This window comes from Streptomyces sp. NPDC007875 (assembly GCF_042868035.1).
GTDB lineage: Bacteria > Actinomycetota > Actinomycetes > Streptomycetales > Streptomycetaceae > Streptomyces > Streptomyces antimycoticus.
The window spans coordinates 1-18,452 of record NZ_JBIADZ010000053.1 but is presented as its reverse complement, the minus strand read 5'-3'; the positions used below and the strand labels follow the sequence as shown (position 1 = coordinate 18,452).

At 70.1% G+C, this 18,452-nt stretch carries 16 protein-coding genes and 1 pseudogene; 10 read left to right on the top strand and 7 right to left on the bottom strand.

Annotation, left to right across the window (positions count from 1 at the left end):
- Window positions 1–98: 98 nt before the first annotated feature.
- On the top strand, window positions 99–2,510 hold the full coding sequence (locus ACFYOY_RS47120) for a phosphoketolase family protein (protein WP_351904987.1): 2,412 nt from the start codon (window positions 99–101) through the stop codon (window positions 2,508–2,510).
- A 902-nt stretch (window positions 2,511–3,412) separates the two neighbouring features.
- Here ACFYOY_RS47120 and ACFYOY_RS47115 read toward each other — a convergent pair.
- Complete coding sequence (locus ACFYOY_RS47115; protein WP_351905029.1) at window positions 3,413–4,279, bottom strand: helix-turn-helix transcriptional regulator; 867 nt, start codon at window positions 4,277–4,279, stop codon at window positions 3,413–3,415.
- Between the two features lie 151 nt (window positions 4,280–4,430).
- Between ACFYOY_RS47115 and ACFYOY_RS47110 the strand changes: the two genes are divergently transcribed.
- Window positions 4,431–5,390: an NADP-dependent oxidoreductase gene (locus ACFYOY_RS47110; RefSeq protein WP_388594172.1), complete on the top strand. Its 960-nt coding sequence runs from the start codon at window positions 4,431–4,433 to the stop codon at window positions 5,388–5,390.
- A gap of 493 nt (window positions 5,391–5,883) precedes the next feature.
- Here the strand turns inward: ACFYOY_RS47110 and ACFYOY_RS47105 are convergent, their stop codons facing one another.
- Window positions 5,884–7,347 (bottom strand): M48 family metalloprotease, encoded by a 1,464-nt coding sequence (locus ACFYOY_RS47105; protein ID WP_351904993.1) that lies wholly within the window; start codon window positions 7,345–7,347, stop codon window positions 5,884–5,886.
- Between the two features lie 287 nt (window positions 7,348–7,634).
- Window positions 7,635–8,090, bottom strand: coding sequence for a hypothetical protein (locus ACFYOY_RS47100; protein ID WP_351904996.1), 456 nt, complete (start codon window positions 8,088–8,090; stop codon window positions 7,635–7,637).
- Between the two features lie 198 nt (window positions 8,091–8,288).
- On the opposite strand from ACFYOY_RS47100, the gene ACFYOY_RS47095 reads away from it, so the two are divergent.
- Entirely contained in the window at window positions 8,289–9,098 is an 810-nt protein-coding gene (locus ACFYOY_RS47095; RefSeq protein ID WP_388594169.1) for a hypothetical protein, read from the top strand.
- Window positions 9,099–9,156: 58 nt separating this feature from the next.
- Window positions 9,157–9,885: a transposase gene (locus ACFYOY_RS47090; protein ID WP_388594167.1), complete on the top strand. Its 729-nt coding sequence runs from the start codon at window positions 9,157–9,159 to the stop codon at window positions 9,883–9,885.
- On the opposite strand, the gene ACFYOY_RS47085 is transcribed toward ACFYOY_RS47090, so the two are convergent.
- Window positions 9,804–10,646, bottom strand: a complete 843-nt coding sequence (locus ACFYOY_RS47085; protein ID WP_351905002.1) for a MerR family transcriptional regulator — start codon at window positions 10,644–10,646, stop codon at window positions 9,804–9,806. The genes ACFYOY_RS47090 and ACFYOY_RS47085 overlap by 82 nt on opposite strands.
- Window positions 10,647–11,013: 367 nt before the next feature.
- Here ACFYOY_RS47085 and ACFYOY_RS47080 point away from each other — a divergent pair, with 367 nt between their 5' ends.
- Window positions 11,014–12,699 (top strand): ABC transporter transmembrane domain-containing protein, encoded by a 1,686-nt coding sequence (locus ACFYOY_RS47080; RefSeq protein WP_388594163.1) that lies wholly within the window; start codon window positions 11,014–11,016, stop codon window positions 12,697–12,699.
- Window positions 12,696–14,555 carry an ABC transporter ATP-binding protein gene (locus tag ACFYOY_RS47075; RefSeq protein WP_351905008.1) on the top strand — a complete coding sequence of 620 codons (1,860 nt, stop codon included), beginning with the start codon at window positions 12,696–12,698 and terminating at the stop codon, window positions 14,553–14,555. Before ACFYOY_RS47080 ends, ACFYOY_RS47075 begins: the two co-directional genes overlap by 4 nt.
- 27 nt (window positions 14,556–14,582) lie before the next feature.
- On the opposite strand, the gene ACFYOY_RS47070 is transcribed toward ACFYOY_RS47075, so the two are convergent.
- Window positions 14,583–15,056: an alpha/beta fold hydrolase gene (locus ACFYOY_RS47070; RefSeq protein WP_388594161.1), complete on the bottom strand. Its 474-nt coding sequence runs from the start codon at window positions 15,054–15,056 to the stop codon at window positions 14,583–14,585.
- 11 nt (window positions 15,057–15,067) lie between these two features.
- On the opposite strand from ACFYOY_RS47070, the gene ACFYOY_RS47065 reads away from it, so the two are divergent.
- Window positions 15,068–15,400, top strand: a complete 333-nt coding sequence (locus ACFYOY_RS47065; RefSeq protein WP_388594158.1) for a hypothetical protein — start codon at window positions 15,068–15,070, stop codon at window positions 15,398–15,400.
- A 117-nt stretch (window positions 15,401–15,517) separates the two neighbouring features.
- On the opposite strand, the gene ACFYOY_RS47060 is transcribed toward ACFYOY_RS47065, so the two are convergent.
- A complete protein-coding gene (locus ACFYOY_RS47060) occupies window positions 15,518–15,736 on the bottom strand; it encodes a hypothetical protein (RefSeq protein WP_351905017.1) in 219 nt (72 codons plus the stop codon).
- 62 nt (window positions 15,737–15,798) lie between these two features.
- Here ACFYOY_RS47060 and ACFYOY_RS47055 point away from each other — a divergent pair.
- A pseudogene (locus ACFYOY_RS47055) lies at window positions 15,799–15,933 on the top strand (transposase family protein); the annotation flags it as partial.
- 50 nt (window positions 15,934–15,983) lie between these two features.
- Here ACFYOY_RS47055 and ACFYOY_RS47050 read toward each other — a convergent pair.
- A complete protein-coding gene (locus tag ACFYOY_RS47050; protein ID WP_351905020.1) occupies window positions 15,984–16,913 on the bottom strand; it encodes a LysR substrate-binding domain-containing protein in 930 nt (309 codons plus the stop codon).
- Window positions 16,914–17,188: 275 nt separating this feature from the next.
- Between ACFYOY_RS47050 and ACFYOY_RS47045 the strand changes: the two genes are divergently transcribed.
- Window positions 17,189–17,386: a hypothetical protein gene (locus ACFYOY_RS47045; RefSeq protein WP_388594155.1), complete on the top strand. Its 198-nt coding sequence runs from the start codon at window positions 17,189–17,191 to the stop codon at window positions 17,384–17,386.
- 148 nt (window positions 17,387–17,534) lie between these two features.
- On the top strand, window positions 17,535–18,197 hold the full coding sequence (locus ACFYOY_RS47040; protein WP_388594152.1) for a hydrolase: 663 nt from the start codon (window positions 17,535–17,537) through the stop codon (window positions 18,195–18,197).
- Window positions 18,198–18,452: the final 255 nt, after the last annotated feature.

The following is an 18,452-nucleotide window of genomic DNA, read 5'->3' as shown; positions in this document are numbered from 1 at the left end:
CGGGGCACGAGTGACCCGCGCCGGCCGCCACCTTCCCGAAGAAAACCCTGAATCAGCGCATACCATCAAAAACGATCAGCGAGAAAGAAAGGCTCATCATGCTCCAGGACGGCCAGCGCACATCCGGTGCGAACACCGGCGCCGCGACCCCCACCCCGCTGAACGAAGAGGAGCTGGTGGCTCTGGACGCGCACTGGAGAGCGGCGAACTACCTGTCAGCCGGGCAGATCTATCTCATGGCCAATCCGCTGCTGACCGAGCCGCTGCGTCCTGAGCACATCAAGCCCCGTCTGCTGGGCCACTGGGGCACCTCCCCAGGGCTGAACCTCGTCTACACCCACCTCAACCGAGTGATCAAGGCGCGGGGTCTGGATGCGATGTGCGTCTGGGGCCCGGGGCACGGCGGGCCCGCGGTCGTCGCCAACTCCTGGCTGGAAGGCAGCTACACCGACACCTATCCCGACGTCACCCGCGATCAGGCGGGCATGGGCCGGCTCTTCAGGCAGTTCTCCTTCCCCGGCGGCATTCCCAGCCATGTGGCCCCGCAGACCCCCGGCTCGATCCACGAGGGCGGCGAGCTGGGCTACTCCCTCGCCCACGCCTATGGCGCCGCTCTGGACAATCCCGGTCTGGTCGTGGTCTGCGTCGTCGGTGACGGGGAGGCGGAGACCGGTCCGCTGGCCACGGCCTGGCACTCCAACAAGTTCCTCGACCCGGTCCACGACGGCGCCGTCCTGCCGATCCTGCATCTGAACGGCTACAAGATCGCCAATCCCACGGTGCTGTCCCGCATTCCCGAGGAAGAGCTCGACGAACTCCTGCGCGGGCTGGGCCACCACCCGCTCCACGTCACCGGTGACGATCCGCCGGCGGTCCACCGGGAGATGGCCGCGGCAATGGACACGGCCCTCGACCACATCACCCTCCTGCAGCGCACCGCCCGCGAGGAAGGCGTCACCGAGCGCCCGCGATGGCCGATGATCGTGCTGCGCACTCCCAAGGGCTGGACCGGACCGGCCGAGGTGGACGGACTCCCGGTGGAGGGCACCTGGCGGGCCCACCAGGTGCCCTTGGCCGAGGTCCGCACTCATCCGGATCATCTGCGCCAGCTGGAGCGGTGGCTGCGGTCCTACCGGCCGGCCGAGCTGTTCGACGAACACGGCTGTCCCCGCGAGCCGGTCCTGGCCTGTGTGCCGGACGGCGAGCGCCGTCTAGGGGCCAATCCGCGGGCCAACGGGGGCCTGCTGACGCGCGAACTGCCGATCCCGCCCCTGGAGAAGTACGCCGTCGTGGTCGACAAGCCGGGGGCCGGGCTCCATGAACCCACCCGGGTACTGGGCGATCTCCTGGAGGAAGTGATGGAAACCACCGCCGAACGCCGTGACTTCCGCTTGGTCGGCCCGGACGAGACGGCCTCCAACCGGCTGCAGGCGGTCTACCGGGCCACGTCCAAGGCATGGGAGGCCGAGGTGCTGCCCACCGACGAACATCTCTCCCGGGGCGGCCGGGTGATGGAGATCCTCTCCGAACACACCTGTCAGGGCTGGCTGGAGGGCTACCTCCTCACCGGGCGCCATGGCCTGTTCTCCTGCTACGAGGCGTTCGTCCACATCGTCGACTCCATGGCAAACCAGCACATCAAGTGGCTGCGCACCTCCCGGCGACTGCCCTGGCGCGCCCCGATCCCGTCGCTGAACTACCTGCTCACCTCGCATGTGTGGCGGCAGGACCACAACGGCTTCTCCCATCAGGACCCCGGCTTCGTCGACCACGTCCTCAACAAGAGCCCCGAGGTCGTGCGGGTCTACCTGCCGCCGGACGCCAACACCCTGCTCGCCGTGGCCGACCACGTCCTGCGCAGCCGCGACTACGTCAACGTCGTGGTGGCCGGTAAGCAGCCGTGTTTCGACTGGCTCGACCTCGACTCCGCCCGGGCCCACTGTGCCCGGGGAGCGGGCATCTGGGAGTGGGCGGGCAACGACCGCGGGGACGGCGGCCCCGATGTGGTGCTGGCCTGCGCCGGTGACGTGCCCACCCAGGAGGTGCTGGCCGCCGCGCAGCTGCTGCGGCTGCACCTGCCCGATCTCGTGGTGCGGGTGGTCAACGTCGTCGACCTCGCACGGCTGCAGCCCGAGGCGGAACACCCGCACGCCATGCCGGACAGGGAATACGACGCGCTGTTCCCCCACGACAAGCCGGTGATCTTCGCCTACCACGGCTACCCGTGGCTCATCCACCGGCTGACCTACCGCCGGGCCAACCACCCTCATCTGCATGTCCGCGGCTACAAGGAGGAAGGGACCACCACGACCCCCTTCGACATGGTTGTCCGCAACGATCTCGACCGCTACCGCCTGGTCATGGACGTCATCGACCGCGTGCCCGGTCTCGGCGTACGCGCCGCCGGCGTACGACAGCTCATGACCGACACCCGCTACCGGCACCACGAGTGGATCCGCGAGCACGGTACCGACCTGCCCGAGGTCGCCGACTGGGCCTGGGCACACTGAGCCGTACCCCTTCCGCGTCGGCTTCCGGCCTGAGGGGGCCGAACAGGCCGCCGGAGACGAAACGTTCGTGTCGGGCTCGAATAATCGTCGCTGCTGGTCAAAAGGGCACCGCCTCCGCGAAGCACTGCGATCCTAGTTGGATGGTCGAGTCGCCTCTCTACCGGATGACTCGACGTCTTCTCTCTGTCCCAGCAGTGCTCCTACGGCAGGACACCTCGAAGGAGGCTGAGCTTCTCGTCCTCCGGCACGAAAACGCTGTGCTACTACGACGCCAGCTGCAGGGGCGGGTACGGTACGAGCCGGCGGACCGTCTCTGGTTCGCAGCCCTGTCCTCGCTGATCCCCCGCCGCCGCTGGTCCAAGATCTTCCCGGTCACACCGAGCACGCTGCTGACCTGGCACCGCAAGCTCGTCGCCCGCCGGTGGGACCACTCCCGACGACGCAGAGGTCCCGGACGGCCACGGGTTCGACCGAGGTGCACTTCTCCAGGTTGGTGGCGCTGGTGCGGCGTCGTGGTGGTGACATTCAGCGTGGCCGACCGTGGCGGTTGTCCTTGGAGGAGCACCGCCGGCGAGACTGGCTCGCCGGTCCGGGCGGCCGCTTGCTCGGCCAGCAGGGACAGGAAGGCCGAGGCGTCCACGAACGCCGAGTCGTTGAGCTCGCCGATCCGGGCGGGCCGTTCGCTTTCGTACCGCCGATTGCCCTCACCTGCGCCCTCAACTTCGGCGGCACCGGGAAACCACCCGCCAGGACATCGTCCTCGGCGGCCACCGACCAGCCGAAGACCTCCAGCGGCTCCGCGAGCGAGGGCTGCCCTCCCAACTGCTCGGCGAGGTCAGTCACAAGCCCGGACAGCACTTCGCCGGCGTCATCCGGTGCGGCAGCGGGGCTGGACACGTCGTTCACGGGCAACTACCCAGCTTCTTCTGCTCTGGTAGTCCTCGGCCGGCGAGCAGGTGGAGCCGTTCGGCGTCGGGACTGCCTTCGGCGGCGGTGCAGACCATGAGGGCGGGACCGGGGTTGCCCGGTATCGGGTAGGCGTCCCAGTCCAGCTTCAGTTCGCCGACCTGGGGGTGGTTGAGGCGCATTTGGCCGCGGGTCGGTTCCTCCACGTCATGGAGGGCCCACAGGGCCGCGAACTCGTCGCTGTGGACCGCGAGTTCACCGACCAGTTCCACGGCGCGCAGATGTCCCGGATCGGCGGCGACCTGCGTCCGCAGCATCCCGATCAGCTCCGCGACGGTGGCCGCCCGATTCGGGCACGCCCGGTCGGCCTCAGGGTGCAGAAACAGCGCCAGCAGGTTCCGCTCCCTCTGCGGCTGCCGGGTGAACGCCCCCAACAGGGCACCGCCGAGCGGGTTCCAGGCCAGCACGTCCAGGAAACGGCCGACGACCAGAGCGGGCGACGTCATGCCGCGCAGCAGTCGCAGCGTGGTGTCCGGTACCTCCTCCGGCTCGTACGAACGCGGCAGGCGGGCCGGGGTGCGCGCGGCGGCGGCGAGACTGTGCAGGTGCCGGGTCTCCTCGGCGGAGAAGTTGAGGGCGCGCGCGAGGGCGTCCAGGACCTGTTCGGAGGGGCGTACGTCGCGTCCCTGCTCCATCCGCTGGTAGTAGTCCGAGCTCACCCCGGCCAACAGGGCCAGCTCCTCCCGCCGCAGTCCGGCGACGCGCCGCCGCGGGCCGGGTTCCAGGCCGACGTCCTGTGGGCGCAGCCGAGTTCGGCGGGTGCGCAGGAAGTCGGCGAGTTCGCGTCGGGGATCGTCGCTCATGGCCTGGACGGAGTCGGTCACAGCGCCAGTATGCCGTCGGCGCGGCCCGCGAGGGTGGGTCTGCCAGACCCAGGAAAAGGCGAACGACCGTGATGCCGCATGCGGGGTCCAGCATCGGATGCACCACAGCAGGTCACGGAAGGACAGCGACATGAAGGCCGTTCAGATCATGAGCTTCGGTACGGCGGACGTACTGCGGATCAATGACGTGGATCGTCCCGCTCCCGGCGCGGGTGAGGTTCTGGTGTCGGTCGAGGCGTCCAGCGTGAACGGACACGACGTGATCGTCCGCGCGGGGGAGTTGAAGATGGTGTCGGGACGCCGGTTCCCGATCGGTGTGGGCCTGGACTTCGCGGGCACCGTCGCCGCGACCGGCGCCGGTGTCGAGGGCTACCGGGCCGGGGACCGGGTGTGGGGCACGGTACATCCCCGGCGGCGGCACTCCATCGCCGGGGCGGCCGAGTACGTCGTGGTCTCCACGGACCGTATCTCGCATGCCCCGGCCGACCTCTCGTCGGTCGAGGCGGCCTCCCTGGTCGTCACGGGCGCCACGGCGCTGATCGCGCTGCGCGACAGCGTGCACCTCACGAGCGGGGAACGGGTCCTGGTGCGGGGCGCGGCCGGCGGAGTCGGCACAGCCGCCGTGCAGTTGGCGCACGCCATGGGGGGCCATGTGACCGCGCTGGCCCGCGACCGGCACGCTGAGCTCCTCACCGACCTCGGCGCCGACGAGGTCCTGGACTACGGTTCCACCACCTCGGACCAGATCGGGCCGTTCGACGTCATCGTCGACACCGTCGGCACAAAACTGCACTGCTACCGCCGCCGGTTGGCCAAGGGCGGCCGGATGGTCACCGTCGGACTATCCCCGTCAGCCATTGCCGCCATCGCCGCGTCGAGCGTGCACGGCTCCCGCCGCATCCGCACCTTCAGCGCCAACCCCGAATCCCCCGTGCTGCGCGATGTGGCCGACCAGGTCACGTCGGGCTCGCTGCGCCCGGTGATCGACAGCGTGTACCCGCTCGCTGACATCGCCGCGGCGCATGAGGCGTTCGAGCGCGGCGGCGTCGTGGGCAAGCACGTGGTGACGGTGCCGCGTAGCTCCCTCTGACGGAGTCCGGTCAGCGGGGTTTGGTGCGCAGGTCGATGCCGCGGTCATGGGCGTCCGCGGTCACGATCCGGGTCGCCAGCTGTGACTGCCGCTTCCGGTCGGCTTCGGGCAGTGGCGCGACACAGCTCTCGATCCGCTCGGCGAACTGAGCGGCGACCTTGTGGGTGCCGGGAATATGTCACCCGGACTGACCTGCTGGTTCGGATCTGCCGCGCAGACGGAGGTGACCCGTGAGTCGACATCCAAACCCTCGAGTCCGGCAGCGCTCTCCGCGGCAGTAAGTGATTGACACCTCCTCGTTGTGAAGTGGCCCGCCGAATCGGGCCTGCTCAAGACATGATCGCCTCGGCGGCATCCTCCGCGAATATCAACGTGCGGCGTGACCTGCACGGATAAGGTTCCCGGCAAGGCAGTGCCGCGGGGCCAGTTGTTCGGCAGACGCAGTGTGTGAGGACTCAGCCGCTTGTGAAGAATTGCCCCTTTTCTGCGTGAATCAGTGTGGCAAGAGCTGCCTTAGCGCTGTTCTGGCCCGCCCATAGCGCAGGCTGACCATGGCGTCTTCGCTGGGCGCATCCAGGTCGTAGCCGGAGCGGCACTGCAGGGCCTGGGCCTCGGCCGTCGACGTGAGCAGCCGCTTCCATGCCTTTCCGCCCGCGCCGGAGTCCGGAAAGACCGGCAGTTCCAGCGCGTCGCTCACCGTCGCCCCCAAGGCGGCACAGCGGGCGCCGGCGGCATCGGATCCCGCGACCCCATCCGGAAGGTATTTGTCGAACCGGCCGAGCACCGCAGAGCCTCCCCGCTCGTACCAGCCGACGGCCCGGTCCTTGACTGCGGCGCTCACCGCGGGTCCGTCGCGCCACTCGTTCATCTCGTCGGACATCTCGCGCAGATGGGCACTTGCCTGCGTCACCCAGTCATCCTCCGCCTGCGCCCAATTCGCGAACGGGTTCATCGCGAAGGCGCTGATCAGCCAGATGACACCGTACATCCAGGCGCGGGCCGCACTCGCCTCGTCCGCACTCCGCGCCTTGCGGCGCGGGAATACCGCAAAGCCGGTGGCGATGATGAGCGGCCCCAGAAGGTACGCGAGATAGATCACCGTCTGCGCCGGGACCGCGTCGAGCTTGAGCCAGGAGATCACCGAGTAAATGATGGTCACGTACGCGACGAGGAAGACCGCGATCTGCAGCTTCGTGCCGCCCTTGTCCTCGGAGCGGGGGTTGTCGATTTCGGCCAGGCGCTCACTCCAGGTCGGGTGGTTGCGCAGAAAGCGGGGGAGCCGAAGCCGGGGCGGCGCGGCTGACCGCGATTCCGCCTGCTTTCTCCACACCTCCCGGTCGCTTCCGAACTCGAATACGGCATCTCGGTCGGCGACCAGCTCACGATGGCGCAGGATGTCGGCCCTGGCCACGTAGACCAGCGCGGTGAGCACCACCGCGAGCAGCGCGGTCTTCGCTCCGGGCTCGTATCCGTCCCAGTACGCCCGCTCGGCGCCCTGAAAGCGGTCGTGGAGCACCAGGGCCGCGTTCAGGGCCAGGCAGGGCAGCAGCACGGCGATCAAAAAGACCCGCCACAGCGCGATGGCGAGATAGGCCAGGTCGACGTCCCGGTTACGCACATGGGCAAGCTCATGCAGCACGACCGCGTCGAAATGCGACCTGTCCTTGGTCGTCCGTTTGGGCAGCAGCCCCACGTTCAGGCAGACGGTGTAGCGGCCGACGCTGCCGAAAGTCACCGCGCCGGCGGACAGCGCCCGGGGATTGCACACGAAACCGGGCAACCGGTCCCGGGGCAGATCGGCACGCTGCACCAGCCGGACCAGATGCGCCAACCGCTCGTCGTTCCCGCTGCCGCGCTCGACGGCTGCCACGATCCGCTGCGCGGAATACAGCTCCGGGAGCCGGTCCTTGCGCTGCCGCCACCGCGGCAGCCACCGGGACAGCAGCACGGCCGCCACCGCGACGCCTGCGGTGCACAGTACGGTCGCGTACAGCGCGGTCCGAGCACCGTCCGCCCGGCAGGCGACCAGCTCCTGGTGGAAACGCAACCCCAACTCGGTGCGCCACTTCGGCCCTTGGAGATCCATGCCGGCTGCGGAGGCACAGTGCGGGAGCGAGGTCGCGGAGTGATACGTGAGCACCGCTTCGCCGATGAGCGCGGTTCCGGACGCGAGTAGCACCGTGACCAGCATCAGCATCCGCCGGGTGGTCGCTCGCGCGGTGAGCGCTCGTGACTGCGCCGTCGTCATTGCCCGGACGGCCCCATGGCCAGCCGGGCGACGACGGCTTCCCCGAGCTGCTTCGCGGCCGCCTCCTCGAGGCCCCGCAGGCACGCCTCGTCGTAGACCCGCTGGTAGACCGCCTTCTGCTGCTCGGGGGTCAGCGGCACCGGGTCGGCGGCAACACCTGTGCCACGGGCGGGAGTCCGGGAGAAGCGTGCCCGGATACGGGCGAAGAAGCCGTCCGCCGCGACGCCTGCTCCCCGGGTGACGAACTCGTTCACCACCAGCCATACGACGGGGGTGATCAGGCTGGCGACTTCCGCCACGCCGAAGCCGAGCAGCTCGTCGCTATCGGGCCGGGTGAACAGCCGAGTGATGCCGTCGTCGTCGAGTGGCCGCAAATATTCGAGCAACTCCCGTTCATGCGGAACATGTTCGGCAATGAGCGGCGTGACGATCCCCCGTACGGACGCGGCCATGGCGGGCATGATAACAGATGACCTTGGCGTAGCGGTGCTCGGCTTCGTGACGGCAGCAGGAACTGCGGTGGTCGCATGGATCACGTCCCGTTGACCAGTTGTTATGCCGCCGGCCCAACCTTCGATGGCACGCGCGCAAACTTCGATGTCACAGGACAACCCATAACCGGAAGCGCGACCGCGCCACGGTCCCCACGGATGAGCACGCACTGCGAACGTGTCATCGCCACCATGCGCCGCGAGGCCCTCCGATCGAAGGGGCCGCCCTCACCCGGCACTTCAACACTCTGCTCCGCCAGGCCAGGCTCCGCCGCACCCGGTTCCGCGACCTCCAGCACTCGGCGGCCACCCCTGGACCACCCGGACACCCTCCGGCTGCGCAGTGACCTTGCCGACTGCCGCTCCGACGACGCGGAGGCGGACACGATGATCCCGGTCTATCAAGAGTTGATCGCGGACTATACGCGCGCCCTGGGCCCCGACCATCCCCGTACGCTCGACATGCGCCGCAGCCTGCTCGGCTGCCGCGCGGAGGCGGGCGACCCAGCCGGGGCGGCCGAGCAGTGTCGCGAACTGCTCCGCGACTACCAGCGGCTCATGCCGCCCGACCATGTCGAGCCCCTTCCCGTCCGCGCCACCTACGCCGAGTTGCTCGCGGACAGCGAAGACTTCGCCGGGTCGGTCACTGCGTATGAGGACCTGATGCCGGTGGCCCTGCGGATCGTGGGCCCCGACCACTTCGGCTCGCTGATGATCCGCGGCTGCCTGGCCGAGGCGCGGGCCCGGCGCGACCGCGCCTCGGTCGACGGCCTCGTCGCCTTCGCCGCGCTCTTCGATGACTGCCTGCGCGTCCTGGGCCCCGGCCACCACGTCACCGAGGCCACCCGAGCCTTCCGGGACGCCCTGCGCCAAAGTGGCTTGGCACTCCCGTCCACTACGTACAACAAGCTGCTGGACCAGTACGCGAAAGCCGAGCGCTCCGGTCGCGCGATGCCCACCGCGGGGTGATCCCGCCTGCGGAGCTCGGCAACCGATCTCACTGCGGTTCGGCTCGAACGGGCCTTGGATGAGATCTGGAGACGCTGGCATGCGGGGCAGTCGTTCAGCTTTCGGGCGGGCGCTCGGGGCGCCGATGCACCGCGCCCGCCGGTTCCTGTACCAGAGCGGCGGCGTCCGCCTCACCCCGCAGACGCGATCAGAGCGGCATCTGACCGGCAGCGAGCGCGAGGAGATATCCCGCGGCATCCCCGCCGGAGAATCTGCCCGGCAGTTGGCCCGGCGACTGGGCAGATCACCTTCGACCGTCTCCCGCGAGATCACCCGCAATGGCGGCCGGGACCGCTACCGTGCCGCGTCCGCCGACGCGGCCGCCTCCGCACGTGGGCGCCGGCCCAAGCAGGCCAAGCTCGCCCAACGGCCCGCTCTGCGCGCCCTGGTGGAGGCCAAGCCGGCTCTGTGCTGGTCGCCTGAACAGATCGCAGGATGGCTGCGACGTCAGTTCCCCGGGGACGACTCCCCGCAGATATCGCACGAAGCGATCTACCTCTCGCCCTACGACCCTCGTCGGCGCCACGCGATCGACCGCAGGAGCGTGGCCCGGGTCGTCGGCTTGGGTCTCCCGCTAGTGGAGTGTGCGGGCCGTGTCGAGACGTCGAGATGCCGGCTTCGTGTCGGTGGCCAATCCGGGATCCGCACGCACGGCCACACCAGCGATCAGCTGCCTGCGGAGAGGTCCCCGTCAAGGAGCTGTGCCGTGAGTTCCATGCACCGCGTCCGGGCCGCGGAGAAGCCGTAGGGCATCTTGGTGACCGCTTCGAAGGCGCTCATCTGGGCGTCCTCCTCGCCGCTCGCCTCGGCGTCGTAGATCTCGAAGAGCTTCTCCTCGGCCGCGTCCAGTCCGGCCGCTTCAATGGCCTGGAGCAGGGCCTTGTGGTGGGCGCAGTGCTGCGCGGCGAGTTCCTCGACCTGCGGGTCGTGGGGGTCGACGGTGTCATCGAGGGCGGCGTCGGCCGCGTCGAGGCGGTCTGCCTCGGCCCGTAGGTCGGGGTGGGTGGCCAGGGTGATGAACACGCTGGCCTGAATTGCGGCTCCCAGCGGTCCGAAGATCCGTTCCGTGACCAGCAGGGCGTCCAGGTCGGAGGGGCGCAGTGCACCAGAAGGCAGGTGGCTGAGCCGGTCCGTGACCAATGAGGAGAGCAAGCCCAGTGGGCTGCCCACGACCCGCACGCGCTGGACTGCCGCGCGCTGACGCTTGATGTCGGCCTCCTGGGCGGCCAGGGTCTCCTCCAGCCGGCCCAGGACGTCCTCAATGTCCCGGGCTTCGTCGAAGGCGGCCCGCATGTCGTCCAGGCTGATGCCGGCCTTGGACATCTTGCGGATCCACAGCAGGCGGATCATGTCGTCGTAGCCGTAGCGGCGGCGTCCGTCTCCACCTCGCTCAGGCTCCGGCAGCAGACCGATCTGGTGGTAGTGGCGAATGGCGCGCGGGGTGGTCCCGGCGAAGGCGGCGGCATCACCGATCTTGACCTCGCGGGGAGGCGTGACGGAGGGGTACATCGCAGACAGGGCCTTTCGTGCTGTGGTGCCGTCGACGAAACCACATGCCGCTACGGCATATGCAACTACGCACCACCCAGATCCTGACGGGCTATCGGGCGGTCCCTCGCTATTGGTGTCCCGTCCCAGGACAGGCCCGAGATGATCGGCGCGCCGCGGCCGTGGGTCTTTCGCCGGTGCGAACCGGGAAAGCAGCGCTGTTCGAACGAATGGAACCAGCCAGCGGAGCGGTCGAAATCCTGGCGCAAACCGTAGCGTGAACGACATGGCCGGTCGTCGTGCGACCGGTGCCCTGGCAGAGTCGTGCGCGGCCGTACCCGCATGTCCCGGCTCTCGCCTTCCGCCACAGTTTTTGGGAGACATTCTCTTGCCCGTCGGTATGTTCCGGCCCGCTGAGTCCCCGGCGACCGTTCCCGAAGGCGACCACCGCAGCGCCTGGCGCTACCTGTGGTGGCTGATCCGGATCCGCCCGTGGCCGCTGGTGCTGAGCGCCGCCCTCGGCGCCCTGTGGATGCTTCCGCTCGCCATGCTCCCGCTGATCGTCGGATACGCGATCGACGACGGCATCGGCGACGGATCGGCATCCTCGCTCACCGGCTGGGTCGTCGTGGTCGCGGTGCTGGCCGTGGTCCAGGCCGTCGCCGGCGCGGGACTCATCCAGGCCGCGGTGGGAAACCAGATGCACGCGGTCGCCACCAGCCACCGGGTGGTGCTGCGTCAGGTCACCCGGCTGGGCGGCTCGTTGCGGCACACCTCCGGCTCCGGCGACGTGGTGGCCGTCGCCGCCGGCGACATCCCCGGCATCGGCAGCGCCTTCGAGGTCGTCGGGCGGTCCTCGGGAGCCGTCGTCTCCTTCGTGGCGATCGCCGTCGCCCTCACTGTCACCTCGCCCGTCCTGGGCGTCGTGGTGCTCATCGGAGTACCCGCGGCCCTGCTCGGGATCGGCCCGCTGCTCCGCCCGCTGCAGCGGCGCAACGAGGAGCAGCGCGACCGGCTGGGCACGGCGACCGCGCAGGCCGGCGACATCTGCTCGGGGCTGCGTGTGCTCCGCGGCATCGGCGGGGAGCGGAAGTTCACCGAGCGCTTCGTCGGCGTCAGCCAGGAGGTGCGGCGCGCAGGGGAGTCAGCCGGGCGGCTGGAGGCATGGCTCGGTGCCGCCGGGGTGTTCCTGCCCGGCCTGGTCACCATCGTCGTCGCCTGGCTCGGTGCCCGGCTCGTCCTCTCCGATGTCATCACACCGGGAGAACTCGTCGCGTTCTACGGTGCGTCGGTATTCCTCGTCATCCCGGTGAGCACGGCGACGGAGGCCGTGGAGTCGATCAGCCAGGCCCATGTCGGGGCGGGCCGGATCTGCCGCTTCCTCAGCCTGGTCCCCGAACCCCCGCCACCGGCCGATCCGCTGACGCTGCCGTCGGGTGCCCTGTCGCTGGAGGACCTGGCGACCGGCATCGAGGCGCCGGCCGGCCGGCTCACGGCCGTGGCCACCAGCGGCGAGCACGGTTCGCAGATTGCGGCCAGGATCACCCGGTACGGCCCCCCGGTGGCCGTGGACGGCACCCGGCTCGCGGGTGTCCCGCTGGACCGGATCGCCCTGCCGCAGCTCCGCCGCCGGCTCGTCCTGTGCAGCCATGCCGACATCCTGTTCAGCGGCCCGCTCCGAGCCGAACTCGCCGGCGACCGGGCCCGTACCGACGAGGAGTTGCGTGCGGCGCTGCACGCGGCCGCCGCGGAGGATGTGGTCGAGGCGCTGCCGCACGGGCTGGACGACGCCGTCATCGAGGGCGGCCGCTCGCTGTCCGGCGGACAGCGGCAGCGGCTGATCCTGGCCCGCGCCCTGCTCACCGCCCCCGACGTCCTGGTCCTCGACGATCCGACGTCCGCGGTCGACGCCTCCACCGAGGCGCTGATCGCCCGGCGGGTGGCCCGCTACCGCGCGGGGAGCACCACCCTCGTCTTCAGCAGCAGCCCGCTGTGGGCGAACGCCGCCGACGAGGTGGTCGCGCTCGCCCCGGTGGCCGTCGCCGACGGCCACGGAGGGGAGCGGACGCCATGATGACCACCACCCGGACCACCGATGCCGCCGCCGTGGCGCCCCCCGCCGATGAGCGGCCGGGAACCCGGTTTCCGCTGGCCAGGCAGCAGGAGGTGCACCACTGGTTCTGGACGTTCGTGCGCGGCAACTCCGGCCGGATCACCGCGATGCTGACCCTCTTCGGGCTCGCCCTGGCCACCGGTCTCGTCGGCCCCCGGCTGCTGGGCCACCTGGTCGAGTCCGTCCAGCGCGGCACGACCACCTGGCGCGTGGACATGGTCGCGCTCGTACTCGTGGCCGTACTCGCCGTCCAGGCACTGCTCACCCGGGCCGCCCAGGTGCAGACGACCCTGCTCGGCGAGAAGGTGCTCGCCCAGACCCGGGAGAGCTTCGTGCGGCGCGTCATGCGGCTGCCGCTCGGCACGGTGGAGTCCGTCGGCACCGGCGACCTGCTCAGCCGCGCCACCTCCGATGTCGACCGGCTCAACGAGGGCATCCGGCTGGCCATGCCGAGGATCCTGATGGCGGGCGTCACCCTGACGCTGACCGTCGTCGCGATGCTCCTCACCTCCCCCGTGCTCTCCCTGCTCCTGCTCACCGGGCTGCCGTTCGCCGTGTTCTCCACCCGCTGGTACCGGCCGCGCGCCACCCGCGGCTACGAGGAGCTGCTGAAGGACGAGGCCGAGGTGCTCACCAGCACCCATGAGACGGTCCGCGGTGCCGCCAGCGTGGAGGCGCTCGGCCTGGCCGGGCGGCGGATCGGCCACCACGGGAGCGCCATGGACCGGGTCGTCCGCCACCGCCGCAGGATCACCGGACTGCAGACGGTCTGGTACCCCAGTCTGGATCTGGCCACCATGGTCCCGATGGCGCTCACCCTGCTGGCCGGCGGCGCCGCCTACCGCGACGGCCGGGTGGGACTGGCTGAGATCACCGCCATGGTGCTGTATCTCCAGAGCCTCAGCGGACCCCTGGTCGAACTGCTCTCCTGGACCGACGAACTCCAGGTCGGCAACGCGGCGCTCCGGCGCATCCTGGGCGTGGAGCGCCTTCCCGTGGAGCGGTCCGACACCGGCGCGGTACCGACCGGCCGTCGGATCCGGCTGCGCGGCGTACGGTTCGGCTACGACGCCGGCCGCGAAGTCCTCCACGGCATCGACCTCGACATCCCGCCCGGCGGACGCATCGCCGTGGTCGGCACCTCCGGAGCCGGCAAATCGACGCTCGGCAAGCTGCTGGCAGGGGTCCACCACCCGTCGGCGGGTGTGCTGGAGATCGGGGACGTCCCGGTGAGCGCGATGTCGATCGGCACCCTGCGCAGGGAGGTCGCGCTGGTCACCCAGGAGAACCACGTCTTCACGGGCAGCGTCCGGGACAACCTGACCCTGCCGGAACGGCCCGGCCCCGGCGGCGGGACCGGGCCGGACGACGACACCTGGGGCGACGAGGAACTGTGGGCCGCCCTGCGGACCGTGGGCCTGGAGGAGTGGGCGTGCAACCTGCCCGACGGGCTGGACTCCCCGGTCGCCACCGGGGAGACGGACGTCCCGGCCGTCACCGCCCAGCAGATCGCCCTGGCCCGGCTGCTGCTCGCCGACCCGCACACCCTGGTCCTCGACGAGGCCACGGCCTTCATGGACCCCACTGCCTCCCGGCAGGTGGAGCGGTCCATGGCCGCCCTGCTCGCCGGACGGTCGGTCATCTCGATCGCGCACCGGCTCGACTCCGTGCAGGACGCTGATCTGATCGCCGTCATGGATTCCGGACGGATCATCGAACTCGGCAACCACCAGCAGCTGTTGGAGAAGAACGGCGCGTACGCGCGGCTATGGCGGTCGTGGACCGCGGCCGGGGGCGGCGCGGAGGCGGGCGGCTGAGCCGGGAACCGCAGCCCCGGCCCCGCCTCAGCGCGGGGCCGGAGCGCTGAGGAACCCCACGATCGCCTCGTTGGCGGTGCCGGGCCGCTCCAGGCAGCCGTAGTGGCCGCAGTCGGGGATCTCCCGGTAACGGCCCCCCGGCAGCGCCTCGGCCACCTCGCGGCCCAGCCGGGGAGGGGCCACGATGTCGTACTGGAAGCCCAGGACCAGGACCGGGCCCGTCACCCCGCGCAGCCCGGCGAGCTGGTCGGCCTGGTCGCCAGGCGGTTCCGGGGGTACGCCGCCGGCCCTCGCGCCGGCCTCGAACAGGTCCAGCCAGTCCAGGATCTCGCCCTCCCGCTCCCAGGTGCGAGGCCCGAGGTGCAGCACCGCCTGGAAGAAAGCCTGGTAGGGCGGCGGCGGTCGGGCCCCGGCCGCACGCAGCGCGCGCTCCGCGCGGAGCAGGACGCCGCCCCCGGGTCCGGTCGGCCCCGGGTCGCCACGAGCACCGCCCGCGTCCACAGGTCCGGGCGGTGGACGAACAGCCCCTGGACGAGCTGCGCGCCGAAGGAAAATCCGACGAGCCCGCACGGCTCGGTGCCCAGCAGCTCGACCGACTCCGCCAGCAGCGCGATCAGTTCGTCCCGCGTCCCGGCGGCCTCCGGCAGTCCTCCGGCGTCCGCCTCTATGCCCCTCAGGCCCAGCTGGCCCGCAACCTCGCTCTCGAGGTGGGCGTGCGCCTAAAGTCGTTGCGCTTTGTGATCCGTGACCGGGACGGCAAATCCGCCGAGTCCTTCGACGCCGTCTTCGAAGCTGAGGACGTCGAAACCGTCAAGGTCGCCCCGCAGTCCCCGCGGGTTGGATGACGACGACGTCGATGCCAAAGGGCTTGGCCTCCAGGCTTAGACAGTCGCTGAGGGCCGAGGTGATGTTGACTACGGTGCCGCTGTGCTGGGCGCGCATGTGAGGCAGGACCGCAGAGATCATTCCGTGGTGAAGTAGTGACCTTGCTCGAGGTCGGTGATGAGCCCGGGGTGGACCGGCTCCCAGCCCAGCGGTTCTTGGGTGTGCGCGCTGGACGTCGGGACGTCGAGGGTCATGAACGGGGCGAAGAATTTGAAGTGGTCCGCGGCCTGCTCGGCCGGGATGCTCACGGTCGGGACGCCCAGGTGACGGCCGATGGCCTCGGCGATCTCCCGCACCGGCACACGCAGCGCGGCCCGCAGCCGCGCGGCGTGCCGACGGGGCGCTGGGAATGAGATCGCGCCTGTCGGCCGGCCGGCAGGCCCTGCTGGTCCTGGCCCACCTGCGATGTGGCCACACCTACGCCCAACTCGCTGCCGGGTTCGAGATCGGCACCACCACGGTCTACCGCTACGTCACCGAGAACGCGGACATTCCCTGCTGGGCGAACAAGGCGCACCAAGGCGCCGGCGGTAGCTTCAGGCGCTATGTGATGGGGCTGCGTAGCCATCCATGGTGTTCAGCGCATCGCCGGGCGGTGGCGAGGACGCTCGCAATGGCGGGCGACGGATCCTTCGCGGGCCACAGCACCGAGAGTTCTGCCACGATCGACGGTTCGACGACATCGCGACGAATGATGCTGGTGCTGGCCTTCGCGGCGTGCTCGGCGAACGATGCAGGGGCCAAGCCGACATCGCGTCCGCTGGAGAGCCGGGCGAGCATGGCGTTTACCGGCGGTTCCTCGAACGCGCAAATCTTAGGTGAGAAGCCTGCTTCGTGGCACGCGGCGACGATGCCGTCGTAGTACACCGGTGCGAGACGGCGAGGGAACAGCTGCAGTGTCTCGTCGCGGAGGACCGTCACTGGGATCGTCGGTGCGGCAGCGAGGCGGTGGCGAGTGCTGAGGAGCGCGGAAACGGGCTCTTCACGGAGAATCTCGCCACCTACCCCGTCGAGCGGCTGCGGTGAGAGGGCGAGACCGATGTCCAGGTCGCCGGCACAGAGCCGTTCGGGAATCTCGGCGCTGAAGAACTCTCGAGGGTCGACCGTGAAGTCGGGGTGGTCTTCCTGGAGAGCATCCAGAAGCACCGTGAGCGTGTCGAAGCTCGTGACCGGCGTATAGCCCAACCGAATCGTCGTCGCGATCCCTGACCCGGCCCGCCGGGTGAGCTGCACGGCTTGCTCCAGCGCAGCTAACGCTATCGGTGCCTCGTGAACCAGCGTCCGGCCCGCCGCGGTGAGCTGCACCCGACGGCTCGAACGCACAAAGAGCGGGGTTTCGAGGGTCTCCTCAAGCTTGCGGATCTGATGACTCAGGGACGGCTGGGAGATGTAGAGACGCATGGCTGCGCGGCCGAAGTGGAGTTCCTCGGCTACGGCCATGAAGTAGCGGAGGACGCGGGGGCTGACATCCATAGACGAATCCTATTGCCCGGCGTCCGGACAAGTCTTGGACGCCCGCCGGATGGCCGCCGTAGCGTCGTTTCACGCCACGGGAGACGTTCCCACCTGCCCCGTCGAGTCTGGCCGAGCCTGGTCGGATCCAGTCTCGGTCGACGTGACCGGCCTCCTGGCACATCAGCCCGGCAAGGAGAGAAGCATGAACATCACCGTGATCGGACGAGGCAACATCGGCGGCGGGCTGGCCGACCTATGGGAACGTGCCGGGCACCAGGTGACGCGGCTGGGGCGTGGAGGCGGTGCTGCTGGCCGTCCCGGGAACCGCCGAAGAGGTGGCTCTGTCGTCCGTCGTCGGGCTTGAGGGCAAGACGGTGCTCGACGCCACGAACCTCTATGGCGCCTGTGACCCGGTGAGGACGAAGCCCAACGCCTTGTCAGGCAGCTCAGTCTCGACGCCGGTTACGACGCGGTCCGACTGGGCGACCTGAGCATGCCCGCCACTCAGGAGGGCCTGGCCGGCCCGATCTTCGCAATCGCGCAGTCCGGGCTCGGCCGGTTCGTCTACCGGATGGCATCACCCGAACAGCTCTGACTCTCACCATCGAACGCTCAACCCATCACGCAGAAGGAACCATCGTGACACGCATCGCAAAGGCCGGACTCGAAGCACTGCTTACCCCCGAGGAAAGCGTCCTGGTGCTCATCGACCACCAGCCCTTCCAGTTCTCCAATCTCAACAGCCACGAACCAACCATGATTGTCAACAACGTCGTCGGCCTGGCCAAGGCCGCGAAGGCGTTCGACGTCCCCACGGTGCTGACCACGGTGATAGAAGAACGTGGTGGCTACCTCGTCAAGGGCCTCCAGGACGTCTTCCCGGACCAGAAGCCGATCAACCGCACGTTCATCAACACCTGGGAAGACCGTCGCGTCGTCGACGTCGTTGAGCGAACGGGGCGCAAGAAGCTGATCATTGCCGGGCTGTGGACGGAGATCTGCGTCGCCATGCCCGCCATCCAGGCGCTGGGTGAGGGGTACGACGTCTTCGTCGTCACGGACGCCAGCGGCGGGGTCAGTGCCGAGACGCACGACATGGCGGTGCGTCGCATGGAGCAGGCCGGCGTGGTGCCCATCACCTGGATGGCCGTGATCAGCGAATGGCAGCGCGACTGGGCTCGCGAGTCAACGACCGACGCGCTCACGCAGATTCTCTTCGACCACGGCGGCGGTAGCGGGATCGCGCTCGCCTGGGAGCTGCAGCTGCTGGCCACACCCACCGCCGATGGTGCTGGCGTGTAGCGCTGGCAGCTGCTGAGCCGGAGGGGGGGGGGGGGGGGGGGGGGGGGGGGGGGGGGGGCCCCCCCCCCCCCCCCGGGGGGGGGGGGGGGGGGGGGGGGGGGGGGGGGGGGGGGGGGGGGGGGGGGGGGGGGGGGGGGGGGGGGGGGGGGGGGGGGGGGGCGGGGGGGGGGGGGGGGGGGGGGGGGGGGGGGGGGGGGGGGGGGGGGGGGGGGGGGGGGGGGGGGGGGGGGGGGGGGGGGGGGGGGGGGGGGGGGG